The organism is Prevotella sp. AM42-24 (assembly GCF_003461825.1).
GTDB classification, from domain to species: Bacteria; Bacteroidota; Bacteroidia; order Bacteroidales; family Bacteroidaceae; genus Prevotella; species Prevotella hominis.
In genome coordinates this window covers 66,994-85,499 of the sequence record NZ_QTXV01000005.1, presented here as the reverse complement: position 1 = coordinate 85,499, position 18,506 = coordinate 66,994, and the positions used below count along the sequence as shown (strand labels likewise).

The 18,506-nt window shown below is 43.0% G+C and carries 16 protein-coding genes; 8 read left to right on the top strand and 8 right to left on the bottom strand.

Translation table 11 applies throughout. The annotated features are described in order from the left end of the window. Positions 1–56 precede the first annotated feature (56 nt). The 3 genes from DW917_RS03090 to DW917_RS03080 all read right to left on the bottom strand — a co-directional run bounded on the left by DW917_RS03090 (position 57) and on the right by DW917_RS03080 (position 3,240). Positions 57–968, bottom strand: coding sequence for an AEC family transporter (locus DW917_RS03090; RefSeq protein ID WP_118116389.1), 912 nt, complete (start codon positions 966–968; stop codon positions 57–59). Positions 969–1,052: 84 nt separating this feature from the next. Beyond that, positions 1,053–1,928, bottom strand: a complete 876-nt coding sequence (locus tag DW917_RS03085; RefSeq protein WP_118116387.1) for a carbon-nitrogen hydrolase — start codon at positions 1,926–1,928, stop codon at positions 1,053–1,055. 214 nt (positions 1,929–2,142) lie between these two features. Continuing rightward, entirely contained in the window at positions 2,143–3,240 is a 1,098-nt protein-coding gene (locus DW917_RS03080; protein WP_118116385.1) for an agmatine deiminase family protein, read from the bottom strand. A gap of 247 nt (positions 3,241–3,487) precedes the next feature. On the opposite strand from DW917_RS03080, the gene DW917_RS03075 reads away from it, so the two are divergent. Further along, positions 3,488–4,303 (top strand): Nif3-like dinuclear metal center hexameric protein, encoded by an 816-nt coding sequence (locus tag DW917_RS03075; RefSeq protein ID WP_118116480.1) that lies wholly within the window; start codon positions 3,488–3,490, stop codon positions 4,301–4,303. A gap of 226 nt (positions 4,304–4,529) precedes the next feature. Further along, positions 4,530–5,357: a zinc ribbon domain-containing protein gene (locus tag DW917_RS03070; protein WP_118116383.1), complete on the top strand. Its 828-nt coding sequence runs from the start codon at positions 4,530–4,532 to the stop codon at positions 5,355–5,357. Between the two features lie 233 nt (positions 5,358–5,590). Here DW917_RS03070 and DW917_RS03065 read toward each other — a convergent pair whose 3' ends face one another. The 4 genes from DW917_RS03065 to DW917_RS03050 form a co-directional block, all read right to left on the bottom strand. After that, the gene (locus tag DW917_RS03065) at positions 5,591–6,382 is read right to left on the bottom strand and encodes a TerB family tellurite resistance protein (protein ID WP_118116381.1); all 792 of its coding nucleotides are present in this window, start codon (positions 6,380–6,382) and stop codon (positions 5,591–5,593) included. Between the two features lie 21 nt (positions 6,383–6,403). Next, positions 6,404–6,868 (bottom strand): MaoC family dehydratase, encoded by a 465-nt coding sequence (locus tag DW917_RS03060; protein ID WP_022111066.1) that lies wholly within the window; start codon positions 6,866–6,868, stop codon positions 6,404–6,406. A gap of 384 nt (positions 6,869–7,252) precedes the next feature. Further along, the gene (locus DW917_RS03055; RefSeq protein WP_370453508.1) at positions 7,253–8,506 is read right to left on the bottom strand and encodes a nucleotide sugar dehydrogenase; all 1,254 of its coding nucleotides are present in this window, start codon (positions 8,504–8,506) and stop codon (positions 7,253–7,255) included. 312 nt (positions 8,507–8,818) lie between these two features. Continuing rightward, entirely contained in the window at positions 8,819–9,277 is a 459-nt protein-coding gene (locus tag DW917_RS03050; RefSeq protein WP_118116377.1) for a type I restriction enzyme HsdR N-terminal domain-containing protein, read from the bottom strand. Positions 9,278–9,506: 229 nt separating this feature from the next. On the opposite strand from DW917_RS03050, the gene holA reads away from it, so the two are divergent. The 5 genes from holA (at position 9,507) to DW917_RS03025 (ending at position 16,306) form a co-directional block, all read left to right on the top strand. Further along, positions 9,507–10,535, top strand: coding sequence for a DNA polymerase III subunit delta (holA, locus tag DW917_RS03045; RefSeq protein ID WP_118116375.1), 1,029 nt, complete (start codon positions 9,507–9,509; stop codon positions 10,533–10,535). A 1,234-nt stretch (positions 10,536–11,769) separates the two neighbouring features. Further along, positions 11,770–12,318 (top strand): helix-turn-helix transcriptional regulator, encoded by a 549-nt coding sequence (locus DW917_RS03040; protein ID WP_118116373.1) that lies wholly within the window; start codon positions 11,770–11,772, stop codon positions 12,316–12,318. Between the two features lie 503 nt (positions 12,319–12,821). Further along, positions 12,822–13,598: a dihydroorotate dehydrogenase electron transfer subunit gene (locus DW917_RS03035; RefSeq protein WP_022111071.1), complete on the top strand. Its 777-nt coding sequence runs from the start codon at positions 12,822–12,824 to the stop codon at positions 13,596–13,598. Positions 13,599–13,658: 60 nt separating this feature from the next. Beyond that, on the top strand, positions 13,659–14,567 hold the full coding sequence (locus DW917_RS03030; protein ID WP_118116371.1) for a dihydroorotate dehydrogenase: 909 nt from the start codon (positions 13,659–13,661) through the stop codon (positions 14,565–14,567). Between the two features lie 74 nt (positions 14,568–14,641). After that, positions 14,642–16,306 (top strand): formate--tetrahydrofolate ligase, encoded by a 1,665-nt coding sequence (locus tag DW917_RS03025; RefSeq protein ID WP_118116369.1) that lies wholly within the window; start codon positions 14,642–14,644, stop codon positions 16,304–16,306. A 238-nt stretch (positions 16,307–16,544) separates the two neighbouring features. Here DW917_RS03025 and DW917_RS03020 read toward each other — a convergent pair whose 3' ends face one another. Then, positions 16,545–17,195 (bottom strand): epoxyqueuosine reductase QueH, encoded by a 651-nt coding sequence (locus DW917_RS03020; protein WP_118116366.1) that lies wholly within the window; start codon positions 17,193–17,195, stop codon positions 16,545–16,547. 524 nt (positions 17,196–17,719) lie between these two features. On the opposite strand from DW917_RS03020, the gene DW917_RS03015 reads away from it, so the two are divergent. Then, positions 17,720–18,427, top strand: coding sequence for an SIMPL domain-containing protein (locus tag DW917_RS03015; protein ID WP_147344106.1), 708 nt, complete (start codon positions 17,720–17,722; stop codon positions 18,425–18,427). Positions 18,428–18,506: the final 79 nt, after the last annotated feature.

Genomic DNA, 18,506 nt, shown 5'->3' with positions numbered 1-18,506 from the left:
GTGTCATTGCGTAAATAAAAATCCCCTGATGCTTTCTGTTACATCAGGGGATTCTTTTATTTCGAAAAGAGGAGAGTGATGAGCGGGATGGTGATGATACTGCCCACCGTGGTGATGAACGTCATTTCGGTGATGAGAGATGGATTGCGGCCGTATTTCAGACAGAACATCGTGCCGAAACTCGCTACAGGCATCGCAATGACCACCGTATTGATGTTGTTGACCTGATCGCTTACTCCACATACTTTGAACAGAAAATAGATGCTCAGAGGTACTGCCACAAGACGCAGAAGCGAGGAAAGATATACCTTCGGACTGCCGATAATCTCCTTCAACGGCAATTTGGCCATCGAGGAACCGATAATCATCAGAGCCGCCGGAACCGTAACATTGCCCACCATCGTTACTGGACGTGCAATGATATCAGGAGTATGAACCCCGAAGGCTACCAGGAGAGCAGCCACGAAGGCAGCAAGAAGGGCCGGAGAAAACAGTACCTTAGGATTGAACTGCTTAATGCTGTACTCGCCCTTGATGAGCATGACGCCTGCTGTAAAGATAAAGAATGTGTTCGGCATGTTGAGCAGGGCTGCATAAAAAATGGCCTTCGGGCCGAAAATGCTCGACACGATAGGGTAGCCGATGAATCCTACGTTGGCAAACATCAGGGCAAAGCCAATCATGCCCTGATCATCATGATTGCGTGTGATGAGACGGGGCACCCCGAAACCGAATACAAGCAAAAGGATGTAGGTAAGGAAACCTACGCCCAAAAGCGGGAGGATGAGCGTGCGGTCGGGCAGCTCATCGCCCATTACAGACGAGAGCACCAGCAGAGGGCAGGTGATATCTACCACCATGCTGGATAACTTCTTGTCAAACTTGTCGCCCATATATCCTAACTTGCAGGCGACGTAACCTAAAATTACGATGATGAAAAGTACCACCATCACTTCCAAATTCTCCATTTATCCTGAAAAACTATACCTTATATATATATATATGTATGCCGGAATCCCGATATTCTATCGGAATTTCCGGCAAAAAACGGTTTAATCAATGAATCGCCTGGTGATATCTCCGTAGTTCTCGATGCGACGGTCGCGGAGGAATGGCCACCAGCGGCGCACATCCTCACTGTGCTTGATGTCGATTTCTGCCACGATGCTTTCTTCTTCATTGTCGCTGGCACGGTAAAGAAGCTCGCCCTGAGGACCGGCAATGAAACTGCTGCCCCAGAACTGGATTCCGCCTGTCTGCTCGCTTGGATCTGGTTCATAACCAACACGATTGACGGCTACTACAGGCAAGCCGTTGGCAACTGCATGACCTCTCATCACAGTGGTCCATGCTTCACGCTGGCGCTGCTGTTCATCCTCCGTATCATACTTGGCGTAGCCGATGGCAGTAGGATAGATGAGGATTTCTGCTCCCTGGAGGGCCATCAGTCGCGCTGCTTCTGGATACCATTGGTCCCAGCAGACGAGCACGCCGAGCTTGCCCACGGAAGTCTGGATAGGCTGGAAACCGAGGTCGCCAGGGGTGAAGTAGAACTTCTCATAGTAGGCTGGGTCGTCTGGAATGTGCATCTTGCGATATTTGCCGGCGATGGTTCCATCCTTCTCAATCACTACTGCCGTATTGTGGTAAAGTCCTGGTGCACGTCGCTCGAAAAGGGAGGTGACGATGACTACGCCGAGGTCTTTGGCCAATTTGCCGTAGAAATCGGTGGAGGGGCCAGGAATCGTTTCAGCCAGGTCGAAATTATCCACATCTTCTACCTGACAGAAATAAAGTGTATTGTGCAATTCCTGTAATACGATGAGTTCTGCGCCGCGGTGGGCAAGGTCAATAATGCCTTCTGCCAGGCGGCTCTTGTTGTCGGCAATATCTGCCGTAATATGTAACTGTAAAAATCCGAGTTTCATTTTTTTCTTATTCTTTTCTTTTTTTCTTCCGAAAATCCTTTCTTCTTTTTCTTCTTTCGAGATTTTTCTGAAAATTCTTTCTTCTCTTTTTCTTTCGAAAATCCTTTCTTCTCCCTTCCAGGATTTTCCTCTTTCTAAAAGCCTATAATCCAGCTAAATTTCTTGGTCTTAAACAAAATCAATCTCAATTGATGAAATCCTTCGTAAAACCAATTTAGAACTGGGCAGGTTCCTGCATTCTGATAACTCCTTCCGGCAACTGCATGGTGAGGCAATGGATGCTTCCATGCTGGCGGACGATGGTGAGCGAATCTACACCGATGATTTCTCTGTCTGGGAAGGCGAGCTGAATCTGCTTTTTAGCTTCCTCGTCTTTCTCAGGCTGGTTGTAGGTAGGGTAAATCACGGCTCCATTCAGGATGAGGAAATTGGCGTAGGTAGCTGGCAGTCTATCGCCATCATCATAGATTGCGTCCGGCATTGGCAATTTCAGCAGTCGGTAAGGATAGCCTTCGAAGGTGAAGAGCTTCTTGAGTTGGGCTTCGAGTGCCTGGAAATCCTCATACTGTTCATCCTCTGGGTCATCGCACCCTACATATAATAAGGTGTCGTGGGGAGCCACTCTCACGATGGTGTCTATATGACCGTCGGTGTCATCGCCGATCAGATTGCCATGGTCGAGCCAGACGATGTGCTGCGCCTGGAAGAAATTCTTCAGGAGCTTTTCCAACTGCTCACGATTGAACGGCTGGTTGCGATGAGGCGCCAGAAGGCACTGGGAGGTGGTGAAGATGGTGCCCTTGCCGTCGCTCTCGATACTGCCGCCTTCGAGCACAAATCCCTGATGGTTGTTGACCGCACAGTTCTGGAAAGCTCCCTGATAATACAGGTTTTGCGTGATGGCATTGTCTTTCTCCCAACGGAACTTTTCTCCCCATCCATTAAACTTGAAGTCGAGGAGGGTGAAAGGCATCATGTAGCCTGAGTTCTGCGACTTGCACACCAGAGTGATTGGACCATGATCTCGTGCCCATGTATCATTGCTGTCGATTTCAAAGAGGTGGACACGGTTCATTTGGTCGGCCGACAGTCTTTTGGCAAGCATCGACCTGGTGCTCTCCAAGATAGGAGTAGCCACGAGGAGGTGTTCATATCGGGTAATGATATCAGCCAGTTCCAGATAAGTATCTGTTATCTGTCGCAGATAGGGTTTCCAGTCTGTTTCAGCGTGAGGCCAAGTGAGCATAATGCCGCTCTGACGTTCCCATTCGGCAGGAAGTACGAATTCGAAAGGTAAAGTTGGGTGATACATAAGCGTTCTGATTTTTTAAAAACAATTTGGTTGCAAAAATAAGGAAAAAATGTGAATTGGGCGAAGAGTATTCGGATAATTTTATCGGAAAGTATTAAATTATATTAAACAAAAGGAGTGTTCGTGATATTTTTGCGAATAAATGCGTAACTTTGCACTCTAAAGCATAGTTTTGCACTCTAATTGGGATGTCTGATAGGACATGAAAAGACGATGAAAGTGCATGAAAATAAAATATTTTAAGAGCGTGAAAATATATCAGGTAGTTGATGCCCTTGAACATTACGCGCCTCTGCCCTTGCAGGAAGGATACGATAATGCCGGCCTGCAAGTTGGATTAACAGAGGCGGTAGAAGTGTCAGGGGCATTGTTGTGTCTTGACGTGACTGAGGCCGTCGTAGATGAGGCCATCCGAAAGGGCTGTAACCTCATCGTGAGCCATCATCCGCTGATCTTCCGCAAACTGGCGAGAATTTCAGACGAAAACTATGTGCAGCGCACCGTGAGGAAGGCTATCAAGAACGATATTACCATCGTATCCATGCATACGAATATGGATGCGGCGAAGGGTGGTGTCAACTTCAAAATAGCAGAGAAACTCGGACTTCGCAACCTGCGTTTCTTCGGAGGCGAGAAGGAGATTGACGGTGTGAAAGGCGGAGAAGGAGTGATAGGCGAAATAACTGACGAGGCTGATACGTTGCATGCAGACGGAATAGCTGCCGACGACCTGGTGCTGATGCTCAGAGAGCGTTTTCAGGCGGAATGTGTGCAGTGCAACCAGTTGCTGCGCAGGCCTATCAGAAAGGTGGCGCTTTGTGGCGGGGCGGGTTCTTTCCTGCTGGATGCTGCCATCGCGGCTGGTGTTGATGCTTTCATTACGGGCGAAATGCACTATCATGAGTTCTTCGGCCATGAGCAGGAAATCCAAATCTGCGTCATCGGTCACTATCAGAGCGAACAGTTTACGAGCGAAATCTTCCGCAGCATTATCACGGAAAAATGCCCTGGAGTGAAGTGTGAAATCTCGGAAGTCAATACCAATCCGATCATTTACCTGTAAGGGGGGATAAAATTAGAAATGAGAAATGAGAAATTTTTCGTGGGTTCTAATTGGGGGATTTTCTCTTCCTCTTTTCAGGGGTTCTAATTGGGGGATTTTCCCTTCCTCTTTCAGGGGGTTCTAATTGGGGGATAGTTTTCCCTTCCTCTTTGTCCTTTTGAGGGCAGAAGGGAAATTTTGTAAGAAAATAAAGAAGAATAAAAATAATTTTTTAAATATTAATAATATGGCAAAGAAAGATCCTACAGATTTGACAGTGGAAGAGAAGTTGAAGACTCTCTATCAGCTTCAGACCACCTTGTCTTCTATCGATGAGAAACGTGCGTTGCGTGGTGAGCTTCCTCTGGAAGTTCAGGACTTGGAAGATGAAATCGCCGGTCTTGCAACTCGTATCGAGAACATTGATCGCGAAATCCACCAGTTTGACAGAGCTTTGTCTCAGAAGCATGCTGAGATCATGGACGCTCAGGCAAGTGTAGAGCGCTATCAGGCTCAGTTGGAAACTGTTAGCAACAACCGTGAGTATGATACTTTGAGCAAGGAAATCGAGTTCCAGGAGTTGGAAATCCAGCTTTGCAACAAGAAGATCCGTGAGGGTGAACAGAAAATCCGCGAAAAGCAGGCTGACCTGGATCATGCTTTGGCACAGAAGCAGGACCGCGAAAGAGGTTTGGTTGAGAAGCGTGCTGAGCTCGACGGAATCATGGAGGAAACTCGTGAGGAAGAGGAGAACCTGAAGGAAAAAGCTGCTGAACTGGAGAAGAAGATCGAGCCACGTCTGCTTGCCAGCTTCAAGCGTATCCGCAAGGGTGCCCGCAACGGTTTGGGTATTGTATATGTACAGCGCGATGCCTGTGGCGGTTGCTTCAACAAGATTCCACCTCAGCGCCAGTTGGACATCAAGATGCATAAGAAGATTATTCCTTGTGAGTACTGCGGCCGTATCCTCATCGACCCAGAATTGGCTGGTGTTAAAATCGACAATCCTGTAGCAGAGGAGAAACCAAAGCGCAAGCGCACTATTCGCAAGAAGAAGTCTGAGGATGCAGAATAAATCCCGGCTGAAAAACTCTGCAGAATAGATCCTTCGGAATGACTGATTATATTCTTTGGAATATACAGATTAAATCCTTCGGAAAAAACTGCGGAAAAGATAAATAAAAAGCTCGTCAGAATAATCTGGCGAGCTTTTTGTGTTTATCCGATATTTTATTCTTCATCGAATAACCCAGAAGTAACAGATTTTAGTCAGCCTCCTCTGTGTAATTCAATGAAGAATGTAATTCATTATAATCCCCTTGCTTTGAAGATTTTCTCCTTAGCATCATTGATTTCCTGGAATTTCTTCTCGGCAGCTTTGCGCACGTCTTCGCCCAGGGCAGCAACCTTGTCTGGATGATGTTTGAGCGCCATTTTGCGATAGGCGGCTTTCACTTCATCATTAGTGGCTGAAGGGGCAATTCCTAACACCTTGTAAGCATCGTCGAGACTGCTGGTGGCTGAGGAACCGCTGCGTAGATTGAGCATCTGAATGACATCTTCTACGGAGAGTCCCATGTGAATGGCCACTTCCTTGAGGGCTGCAATCTCTTCTGGACTTACTACAGCATCGGCCTGCGCTATCATGACCAGGAAATTGAGCAACTGAAGACGCTGCTCGTAAGCCATGTTGGCACGTATCTGATGACAACTGTCTTGTATCACCGTACGATATTCAGCCATGCCCAGACGCTTCTGCTGCTCGAAAAGCTTGAGCAGGATTTCTTCACCCTGCTGTTTCGCCTGTTCTCCGAAATTCTGTCTCAGAAACCGGCGCACCAACTCCATTTCTGAATGCATCACCCTGCCGTCGGCCTTGATGATGTAGGAGGCAAGTACGAGCAGCGAAAACATAAAACTGTTGCGCTGACCCTCATAGCTCCTGTTGGAGTGGGCGTATGCCTGCTGGTTGCTGCTGTCCTCGTTTACACTGTCAAGACCCTTGTCGAAAAGGGCGCCAAGGGCAAAGCCTGCAAGTGCTCCGAGCGGACCGCCTGTCATGAAACCGAGAAAGCCGCCAATCCATTTTCCTGCTGCCATATTCTTCTCTTTGGGGAGTGATTACTGGAAGTAGTAGAGGAAGGTTGCAATGCCAGAAAGTGCTGGCTTGCGCTGGCCTTCTATCTCGATGTCAAACTTGATGCTGGTCTTGCAAATGCCACGGAGATTGGCAATCTCATGCAAGGTAGCTACAAGGCGAACACGGGAACCGGTGATGACTGGCTGACCGAAACGCATCTCGTCCATACCGTAGTTTACCATCATTTTCAGGTTGTTCACTTCGATAATCTGCTGCCACATGTAAGGGAGCAATGACAGGGTAAGATAACCGTGAGCGATTGTGCTGTGGTAAGGGCTCTCTACCTTGGCACGCTCTACGTCAACGTGAATCCACTGTGGATCGAGTGTAGCGTCTGCAAACTTGTTGATACGATCCTGATCTACCTGCAACCATTCTGACTCACCCAACTTCTGTCCGAGGTGAGATGCAAATTCCTCATAGGAATTAATTACTAATTTTGCCATTTTTCTTATTTAGTTTATTATTTGTTATTTCTTTATTATTTTATCTTTCGTTATTTTTAGAAGATTCCCTGCTTTCAGGAGTTTTTCCCCTTTGAGACTTTCAAAGGTGATTTCCTGCTTTCAAGAGTTTCTTCCTTGAGTCTTTTTAAAGGCAATTTCCTGCTTTTCAGGAGGTTCTTCCTTGAGTCTTTTTAAAGGCGATTTCCTGCTTTTCAGGAGGTTCTTCCTTGAGTCTTTTTTAAGGCGATTTCCTGCTTTTCAGGAGTTTTTTCCTTGAGACTTTCAAAGGCGATTCCCTGTTTTTTCAGGAGTTTTTTTTCTTGAGACTTTCAAAGGTGATTTCCTGCTTTCAGGAGTTTTTTCCCTTGAGTTTTTCAAAGGATTTTAATCTCTTCTGAAAATGTCTCGAGTGTAAACTTTGTCCTCTACATCGTCCAGGCATTTGTCGTAGCGGTTGGCAATGATGGCCTGGCTCAACTTCTTAAACTTTTCGAGATCATTGACCACCAAACTGCCAAAGAATGTGGATCCGTCCTTCAGCGTAGGTTCGTAGATGATGACCTGTGCGCCCTTTGCCTTGATGCGTTTCATCACACCCTGAATGCTGCTCTGGCGGAAATTGTCGCTATTGCTCTTCATCGTCAGGCGATAGACTCCGATGGTACAGGCTTTCTCTTCCTCTGCGCAATAATTATTTTGGTAGGCATAGTCATAATAACCAGCCTTATTGAGCACACGGTCGGCAATGAAATCCTTTCGGGTTCTGTTACTTTCCACGATGGCCTGAATCAGGTTCTCAGGAACGTCAGCATAGTTGGCGAGCAACTGCTTGGTGTCTTTCGGGAGGCAATAACCTCCGTATCCGAACGAAGGATTATTATAGAAAGTTCCGATGCGTGGATCGAGTCCTACACCATCGATAATGGCTTTGGAGTCGAGTCCTTTCATTTCTGCATAAGTGTCCAGTTCGTTGAAATAGCTTACACGCAAGGCGAGGTAGGTGTTGGCAAAGAGCTTCACGGCCTCAGCCTCGGTCAGTCCCATAAACAGGGTGTCAATATTCTCCTTGATGGCTCCTTCCTGCAACAGTTCTGCAAAAATATGGGCAGCCTTGTTGAGGCGCTCATCGCTTTCCGGACGGCCTACGATGATTCTGCTGGGGTAGAGATTGTCGTAGAGAGCCTTGCTCTCACGGAGAAATTCCGGTGCAAAAATGATATTGTCACAGCCGTATTTCTGTCTGACATTCTCCGTATAGCCCACAGGAATCGTGCTCTTGATCACCATGATGGCGTTTGGATTCACCTGCATCACCAGTTCGATGACTTCCTCAACATGGGTCGTGTCGAAGTAATTTTTTACAGGGTCGTAATTTGTTGGAGTTGCAATGATGACGAAGTCTGCGTCTTTATAGGCTTCTGCTGCATTGGTCGTGGCCTTTAGCTGGAGTGGTTTTTCTGCCAAATACCTTTCTATATATTCGTCTTGAATTGGCGACTTTCGGTTGTTGATAAGTTCAACTTTCTCAGCCACCACATCCACGGCTGTTACCTGATGGTGCTGGCTGAGCAAAGTGGCAAGGCTAAGTCCAACATAGCCCGTTCCTGCCACAGCTATTTTCATGTTTTGATTTACCATATTAATAAAGATTACGTTTCAATCTCGTTAGGCTGAGATCATATTTCAAACCCTTTAGTCTGAGATGATATTTTAATCCCTTTAGTCTGAGATAATGTTTTAATCCAAATAAACTCTGCAAAGATAATGTAATTTGTGGAGAGTACAAAAATAAATCGAACTTTTTATAAAAAAATAACCCGCTCATATTTCTCGAATTTCAAATCAGCTGGCCAGTTGCCCGGAAATTCTCAAAAAATGAAGGGGTTAAAAGGGGAGGATTACGGAACGATTTTCTATAAAGTTCTGGGATTTTTTCTCCCTTCTCTCTTTTTATTCTGTCAATAATTCTTCGTAATCCGGAATATCCTCTAAGAATAAATATTTTTTATCGTTATAATCCATTTTGCAAATATAGTGTTGCAGCCCATTACTTACCACTAAGTAATCAACATGGAGGAGCATATTATATATGGAAATCTGGTCGAATACTTTTTGTGTGATGGGAATATGAGGAGCTTTGTATTCTATAATCATTCTTGGTTTCAGGTCTCTGGAGTAGAGTACACTGTCTGCCCGAAGTGTTTTTTCACCCACTTTCAGTTGGATTTCATTTGCCATGAGTGCTGCAGGATAGCCCTTGTGTTCTACCAGAAAGTGGACGAAATGCTGCCGCACCCATTCTTCTGGAGTGAGCGCAATATATTTTTTTCTCAGAATATCGAATATCTGAGGTTGCGCTTTGGTGCCGCGCAACTTGATTTCAAATGGGGGAAGATTCAATCTTGTCATGTCTATCTTTCTTTTTGAGGAAATGCTCCTTATACCTTATTATATATATAGAAAAGAATTCCTATACCTTATTATATATATACCTTATTATATATAAAGGAAAGATTTCCTATACCTTATTATATATAGTTTCAAAATTATTTTGTACCTTTGTATGCAATTAATAATAGCTTATGCTTTGCTCCGCAATCTGCGAAAAAGGCATTGCAAAGATACAAAAAATATCGGAATGGCAGAAAAAAAACAAGCAAATAGTTACGAGTCGATCATGAAAGATCTTAAGGCTCAAATCTATTTTCCCGTCTATATCCTGATGGGAGATGAGTCTTTTTATATAGATAAACTGTGTGATTATATCACAGAAAATGTGCTTCAGCCGGAAGAAAAAGACTTCAATCAAGTGATTCTTTTTGGAGCGGACACGACAGCTTCGCAAGTTGTTGATCAGTGCAAAGGGTATCCTATGATGGCTGAGCATCGGGTGGTGATTTTGAAAGAAGCTCAAAATTTGAAGAATTTTGATGCAATCGAGAAGTACTTCGAAAATCCTGTAAAATCAACCATCTTTGTGATGAGCTACAAAAACGGAAGTATTGATCGAAGAAAAAAGTTGGTTCCGCGCGCCGAACAGATTGGTGTGGTCTTTGAAGGAAAAAAACTCAAAGACTATCAATTGCCTGGTTTTATAGAAACTTATATGAAACAGCAGAAGGCAACCATCGAACCGAAGGCCACCCAGATGGTGGCTGATCACATCGGTGCTGATTTGCATCGACTGACTTCTGAACTCGACAAGCTTCTGATTTCTCTTCCTGAGAATGATAGGAGAGTGACTCCGGAACAGGTGGAAAAGGTGATTGGTGTGAGCAAGGATTTTAATGCCTTCGAATTGAGAAATGCGATTGTAAACCGTGATGTTTTCAAAGCAAATCAAATTATCAACTATTTTGACAGCAATCCGAAGAGTGGTTCGCTCTTTGCTTTACTCCCGATGCTCTTTTCTTATTTCCAAAATCTGATGCTGGCTTATTATGTACCCAATAAACAGGATGAAAAAGCGCTTTCATTATTCCTGGATTTGAAGTCAACTTGGGCTGTGCGTGATTATATCACAGGAATGAGAAACTATAATGGAGTGAAGGTAATGCAGATTATCGATAAATTTAGAGAGGTGGATGCAAAGAGCAAAGGTATCAGCAATCCGAATACTTCGGCTGGTGAACTCATGAAAGAATTGATTTTCTTCATTCTTCACTAATGATGTGGAAGCTTTCAAATTCTTCATTTTTGAGGAGGTTTTGCTGAGAAATGAGCCTGCTCCTGAACCATGTTTTCTGAGCTGAGTTTTCAGTTTATGAAGGGTGGGGGATTGTTTTTTCCTCGTTTTCTGACAGCATATTGAAGAGGTGATCCGATAAGGAATCACCTCTTTTTTGTTTTTTTCACCCAGATTTGGTAGGGTGGGATGAGGGGTTTTTTACTTGTTTATCTCAAGACCATTGAGGCTGTCTCTTTCCCAATTGTCGAGAGAGAGGGCTTGAAAAATGTAAATTTGGGAAGTTTTAGTCTGTTTATGGGGATTTTATAGGCTTGAAAATGGTTTCAAAGGAGGATTTTTGCCTATATTTTACTTATTTTTGCACTTTTCTGAGCTAGATTCTTGCTTTATCTTGAAGGGACATTTCTTGTATAAATAGCAGTAAATCAGTATGTTACGTGTCTTTTCTTAATTTTAGATGGTTCAAAACTCTCGAATTTAAGAGTAGATTCGGACTCGTCTGCGAGAACGAGAAAAACAGAAAAATAGAGCATTTTAGATTTTCTAAAATTTAGCGTTAACATTTAGTAAGGTTTATGATTTAAAAGTTTAGCTATTTAAATATGTAAACCGAAATGGAATTTAAAATTTAAAATCATAAATCTTGAAAACTTAATATGATTTTTATTTATTCATATTTATAAATATAAATATAAATAGAGTGTTTAATATTCTAAAATGTATAAATATGCGTAGATATTATTGCGTTTGTAAGTAACTGAAAACCAGTGTTTTAACTTTTTTAGTTAGAAATAAAAAGGGTGAAATTCATTGCATGAATCTTAAACTTTGCATAAATCGCATAAAACTACGATATTATTAGGTTCTAAACATGGATAACCCAGTAGATTATATAGATTTATTAAACTAATTCTTTGTAAAATAGATAGAATTATAAATGTAGATTTATAAATATAAACCATAAAACCGACTTTTATAGATTACTTTTATAAATATAAATGTTGAAATCTAAAGTTTAAAAATGCAAATAATCTTTAGATTTTTCTTTTATTCCAAAAAAAAGTTTTATCTTTGTAAAGTCTAAGAAAAGAGGGCTTTTTTAGCCCTATGAGACCCATTGTTCCGAAATTGCATATTCCACAGATGGCTTTTAGGGGGCTTCTGGTGGGTCTTTAGAAAACTTAATAAATGTAAATTTCTACAAGTTAAAGATATGAAAGATAGAATCAGACTTATCATGGAAGATCAGCATCTCACCCAGAAAAGTTTCTCGCAGCTTACGGGAATTGGTGAGGCTTCGCTGAGCAGTATTTTTAATGATCGTACAAAACCGACGCTCAATCACATAGACGCCATTCACAAAAAGTTTCCTCAGGTAAGACTCGAATGGTTGCTCTATGGAACTCCTCCTATGTATATAGAAAATGAGAATCAGAATGATGCTTCCTCTACTCCATCTTCAAGTTCGCCAGATTCTTCTCCTGCCATCGGTGGACTGGCTTTTGACTTTGATGACGATGCATCTCTGTCTGCCGCTGAAGCTTCTTCTCGTGCTTCATCTTCCAATGAGTCTTCAGCAGCCTCTTCACAGATGCATCAAGGCTCGCTTTTTGATCAGCCTAATATGCCCGGTGTAAATCGTACACCAAAAAATCAGCCTCACGAGAACGTGAAATATATTGACAAGCCTCAGCGAAAAATTACCGAAATTCGTATTTTCTATGATGATCAGACCTGGGAGACATTTGTTCCCAAAAAGTAGTCGCAATATCGTTTTGCATTGAAGGCAAAATAATGTCGAAATCATAGTCTCTATATCGGTTGTATAGACGCCGACAATGGTATGATTAAAATCTGGCTAAGATCAGAAATGACGTTTGAATCATTGTCAGAATTGCACCCTGATGGGGGCTGAATGAAATATCATATGATGGTCAGAATGACGTCTTGACGATGGCTTGTATTTCCGTGAAGAGGCATTCATGATGTCCTTCATCATTCTTCAGAATTGAATATTTCGTTCTTTTAAAAAAGATGCAGAATCATTCCTCAGGGTGTGATTCTGCATCTTTTTCCTCTATAAAAATAAAATATGTGTATTTTCTTTTGTATTGTCGAAAAATTGCATTACCTTTGCATCATGCTTCTGATTTTTGCCCGGTAACCCCATCCGGGACGATGGAAAATCATGCTGGGCAGTAAGTAAATCATATAGGCTGAATGCAGCCAAAAGTAGTCGAACAAGAAACATATTAAATCGTAGTGATGAAAAAGTACATTATAGATCTTAAAGTAGTTTCAGTGGAATCATTGAGTGACAAGCATGTTTTGATTAAGCTTACCGATGATAAGCCACTTCCTGAAATGTGTCCTGGACAATTTGTAGAAGTCAAGGTGGAGCATGAACCTAATACTATGTTGCGCCGACCTATCTCCATCAATTTTGTAGATCGTGACAGAAATGAACTTTGGTTGCTCGTAGCCATGATTGGTAATGGTACTCGTCAGTTGGGTAATCTCCAGGCTGGCGATTATCTCAACTGTGTGCTTCCATTGGGCAATGGATTTTCCATGCCTGCAGAAGCCGGACAGAAATTCCTTCTTGTGGGTGGTGGTGTTGGTGTGGCTCCTTTGCTCTATTTCGGAAAATGCATCAAGGATATGGGGGCTGAACCTATCTTCCTCCTCGGTGCAAGAAAGGCAACGGATCTGCTCGAACTTGATGAATTTGCTAAAATCGGAAGAGTATGTATTACTACCGAGGATGGCAGTGCTGGCGAACAGGGATTTGTAACCAACCATTCTGTTTTGCAGCATGAGAGCTTCGATATGATTTCTTCCTGTGGTCCTAAGCCGATGATGGTGAGCGTGGCTAAGTATGCGCAGAAGGCCAACGTGGAGTGCGAGGTTTCACTGGAGAACATGATGGCCTGCGGTCTGGGCGCTTGTCTCTGCTGTGTGGAGAAAACTACCAAGGGAAATCTTTGCGTCTGCAAGGAAGGACCGGTTTTCAATACTAAGAAACTTCTTTGGAATTTGTAAATTAAATCAACCGAGCGTTTGAAGAAAATCAGAACGCAAATGTAATATATTATTATTGTTATGGCATCATTAAATGTAAATATACATAATCTGAAGTTGAAGAACCCGGTAATGACAGCTTCCGGCACATTCGGATATGGTCTGGAATTTGCCGATTTCGTACCATTGGAAGAAATCGGTGGTATTATCGTGAAAGGTACTACTTTGGAATCGCGTGAGGGTAATGATTATCCTCGTATGGCTGAAACTCCACAGGGCATGCTCAATTGTGTGGGACTGCAGAACAAAGGTGTGGATTATTTCTGCAAAAACATCTATCCGCAGATTAAGGACATTGACACAAATATGATTGTCAATGTTTCGGGGCATTCTCCTGAGAGTTATGCTGCCTGTGCTGCTCGTATCAATGAACTGGATAAGATTCCTGCTATTGAACTCAACATCTCTTGTCCTAATGTGAAGGATGGGGGAATGGCTTTCGGAGTGACTTGCGAGGGGGCTTCCAGCGTGGTGAAGGCTGTGCGCCAGGTTTATCACAAGACCCTCATCGTAAAGCTCTCGCCTAATGTTACCAATATTGCTGATATCGCAAGAGCTTGTGAGGCTGAGGGTGCAGATTCTGTTTCTCTCATCAATACATTGATGGGAATGGCGGTAGATATTGAAAAGCGACAGCCACTGTTGAGCATCCGTACGGGTGGACTGAGCGGACCATGTGTCAAGCCTGTGGCTCTGCGTATGGTTTATGATGTGGCTCATGCTGTGAAAATTCCTGTAGTGGGACTGGGAGGAATCTCTACTGCCAAGGATGCTATCGAATTCCTGATGTGTGGAGCTACTGCCATCGAAATCGGTACGGCTAACTTCGTTGACCCAGCTGTGACCAAGAAGGTGAAAGACGGAATCAATGACTGGCTCGACCAGCATGGTTGTACTTCGGTACATGAAATCATTGGCGCCATCAAGTAATCGAATGTTGGCTAAACTCGTGCCATCAGGCAATCAGAACTTTCTAACATATAATATAACTTTTTATAAAGATAATGTTATCGGATATTGAAATTGCAAAATCAGTAAAGTTGCGTCCTATCAACGACGTGGCAGCAGAACTGGGTCTTCATGAGGACCAAATCGAAAATTATGGTAGATATATTGCTAAGGTGACTACCGGGGCTATTGACAAAGAGAAGTTTGCCGGTCATCATCTTATCCTTGTTACTGCTATCAGTCCAACCAAGGCAGGCAATGGTAAGACTACGGTGAGCGTGGGTCTGGCACTTGGTATGCAGAAGATTGGCAAGAATGCTGTGGTGGCTCTCAGAGAACCTTCGCTGGGTCCTTGTTTTGGTATGAAGGGTGGAGCTGCTGGCGGTGGCTATGCTCAGGTGCTTCCTATGGATAAAATCAATCTCCATTTTACAGGCGATTTCCATGCTATTACTGAAGCCAACAATATGATTGCTGCCCTTCTCGACAACTACCGTTATCAGCACGAGGCTGAAGGATTCAAGCTCAAGAAGATTCTCTGGCGCCGCGTGATGGATGTAAATGATCGTGGTTTGCGCCGCATCATCACCGGTCTTGGCGATAAGAATGGCATTGAGACTGAAACAGGCTTTGATATTACTCCTGCTTCTGAGATTATGGCCATCATGTGTTTTGCCACAAGTATCGATGATCTCCGCCGCCGCATCGACAATATCCTGCTTGGTATTACTGAGGACGACAAGCCTTTCACAGTGAAAGATATGGGAGTAGGTGGTAGTATCGTGGCATTGTTGCTGGATGCGTTGAAGCCAAATCTCGTACAGACTACTGAGGGAACGCCTGCTTTCGTACACTGTGGTCCTTTTGCCAATATTGCCCACGGATGTAATTCTGTAATGGCTACAGCCGCTGCTCTTGAATACGGCGACTATGCTATTACTGAGGCTGGATTCGGTGCTGATCTGGGTGCAGAGAAGTTCTATGATATCAAATGCCGTAAAACTGGATTGCAGCCAGACCTGACTGTGCTGGTTGTTACTCTTCAGGCGCTGAAGATGCATGGTGGAGTGGCTCTGGAAGATATCAAGGAACCAAATATCGCTGGTATGGAGAATGGTTATTGGAATCTTGATAAGCATGTCAGAAACTTGCAGAGTTTCGGTCAGACAGTTGTCATTGCCTTCAATAAGTTTGCTACTGATACAGACGAGGAGATTGAGGTGCTTCGTAAGCATTGTGAAGAAATGGGTTGCGGTTTTGCCGTCAACAGTGCCTTTGCTGAAGGTGGAAAGGGAGCTGTGGAATTGGCGGAATTGGTAGTGAAGACTATTGATGAGCGTCCTTCTTCGCCTCTTTATCTGGCTTATGGTGATGATGAATCTGTGGAGAAGAAAATCGAGTCTGTTGCTTTCAATCTTTATGGAGCAGGTAGTGTAACCTTGAGTGATTCTGCCAAGACTATGATAGATGAAATCAAGAAGTTGGGTGCAGAGAAATTCCCTGTTTGTATCGCTAAGACACAGTATAGCTTCTCTACTGATGCGAAGGCCTATGGTCCTACAGATGGCTTTGAATTGCATGTACGCGATATTACAGTTAATATGGGTGCTGAGATGATCGTTGTCATTGCAGGTCCTATCATGCGTATGCCTGGTTTGCCAAAGAGTCCTCAGGCTGAACGTATTGATGTTGTTAATGGTGAAATTACCGGCTTGTCTTAATTAGCCGGAATTTCTCTTAAGAAATCGTTTTCTCAAGAAGAAACTCAAAAAAGGTCTTTTCTCTCAAGAATAGGCTTCTTGTGAAACAAGTTGAACATGATTTTTTGTGCAGAAGAACTTTACTAAAAAAAATCTTGAAAACATAACTATAATAAAAATGCCCAGTTTCTAAAACCGGGCATTTTTATTATAGTTATGTTTTTCCTTTCCTTCGCTTCTTTCCTCCCTTTCTCCTTTTTTATTCTTTCTCTCGATGATCCGTTTCTTTGTTCATTGCGCTGGAGGAAGCAAGACTGAATTCGCAACCGCAATAAAGCTGGTTATAGAAATCGTAGATATGGAGGAGTTCATTGCGTCTCATCTGAAGTCCTCCTTTTCGCCAGTTTTGTTCCCACCATTCCACATCAGGGCAGTCTTCTACGGCAATATGTCCAGCCATATCTATCTGTCTGATATTCTTCCAGCGCGATGAAGCCAGAGTTGTTGTCAGTAGATGTATTCCGTGCGTTTGAGCGTAGGCAGCTGCTCTTTTTAGGCGAAATTGAAAGCATACGGAGCATCTTGAACCGCGTTCTGGTTCATTTTCAAGCCCAGTGACGGCTTTTCTCCATTCGTCATGGTCATATTCGTCTTCAATGTACGGAACTCCCTGTCGGGCAAGAAAACGGATGATTTCCTGCTTGCGGGTTTCATATTCTTGAAATGGGTAGATATTGCTATTAGAAAAAAAGACAGTTGGTTTCATACCATTGCGCAACATACATTCTACAATGGCAGATGAACATGGGGCGCAACAGGCGTGCAGCAAAACTTCATGCCCTTCAGCTTTGCTTCCATCTGGAAGTAAAAGCTTTACATATTTATATTGCTCTTCTGGAAGTATCTTCATTTTGTTTATTCTGTTTTATAAATGGAGTTTATTGATATCCTTGATAGTTTCCTTATCTATCCCTCAATTGATTTCTTTCCTATCCCTCAATTGATTTCCTTTCAAATCGCTCCGTTGTTTCCCTTAGGGAATTAAAATGAAATGTTCATTTTTTTGTTTGCCGTTTTAACATATAGTCTTATAAAAACAAAAAAACAAATGGGGTACAATCTCACGACAACCCCCATTTGCCCAAATATATGCGAAAACTAATGCAAAGATACTGTTTTTTTTCTAACTTTCAATTTTTTAGAGTTATTTTTTTTGTAAGATGCTGATATTTAACTAATTATTAACAGAAGTATTAGTTGAATACTAATGATTGTTAACTGGCTTGCGTTAATCTGTCTTAAATATTATCCCTTTCTATCGAACGTATAGTTTTTTTTATTAAATTCGCAGAAAAAACTAACAATAAGACGGAACTGTTGGCAACTAACAACATGAAGAAATGATTCACAACTAAACAATATGGAGGAATGATTATGAATATCAGTACAGGCATCAAGCAAGCGGCAATTTTAGCTATAGGCATCATTGCACTTGGATATTGTATCAAGTCAGGTTTGGAAGGCTTGGCGGGTAAGGATCGGAAGGTTGTGGTAAAGGGCTTATCGGAAAAGGAGGTGGAGGCCGACAAGGTGACATGGCCTATCTTCTCGAAGGAAATAGGTAATGATTTGCCTAATCTTTATCAGACCATCAATCATACGACAAGTACCATCCGACAGTTCTTGCTCGCAAATGGAGTGAAGGAGAGCGAAATCAGCGTGAATGCTCCGGTGGTCATCGATCTTAATGCTGAGCGCTATGGAGATAATCGTCAGCCTTATCGCTATAATATTACTTCCATCATCACAGTCACTTCCAACAATGTGAAACTCATCAGGAGCCTTATTGCCCGGCAGGGAGAATTGCTCCAGAAAGGTATCGCCGTTGTAGATGGAGGATACGATAATCCTGTAAAGTACGAATATGTGGCTTTTCGCAAGATGAAACCAAAGATGATGGAGGAGGCGATAGCAAATGCTGAGCAAACCGCAGAGCAGTTTGCTAAAAACAGTAAGAGCAAGATAGACAAGATTATGAATGCGGATCAGGGACAGTTCTCTATTGAAAACCGCGATTCCAATACTCCTTATATTAAAAAGGTAAGAGTAGTAACTACTGTTACTTATTCATTGAAGGATTAATGCTTTGGCGGATTATCTAAAATAAAGACTCATCGCAGGGAATCAATTTTTCCCCAACGATGAGTCTTTTATTTTAAAT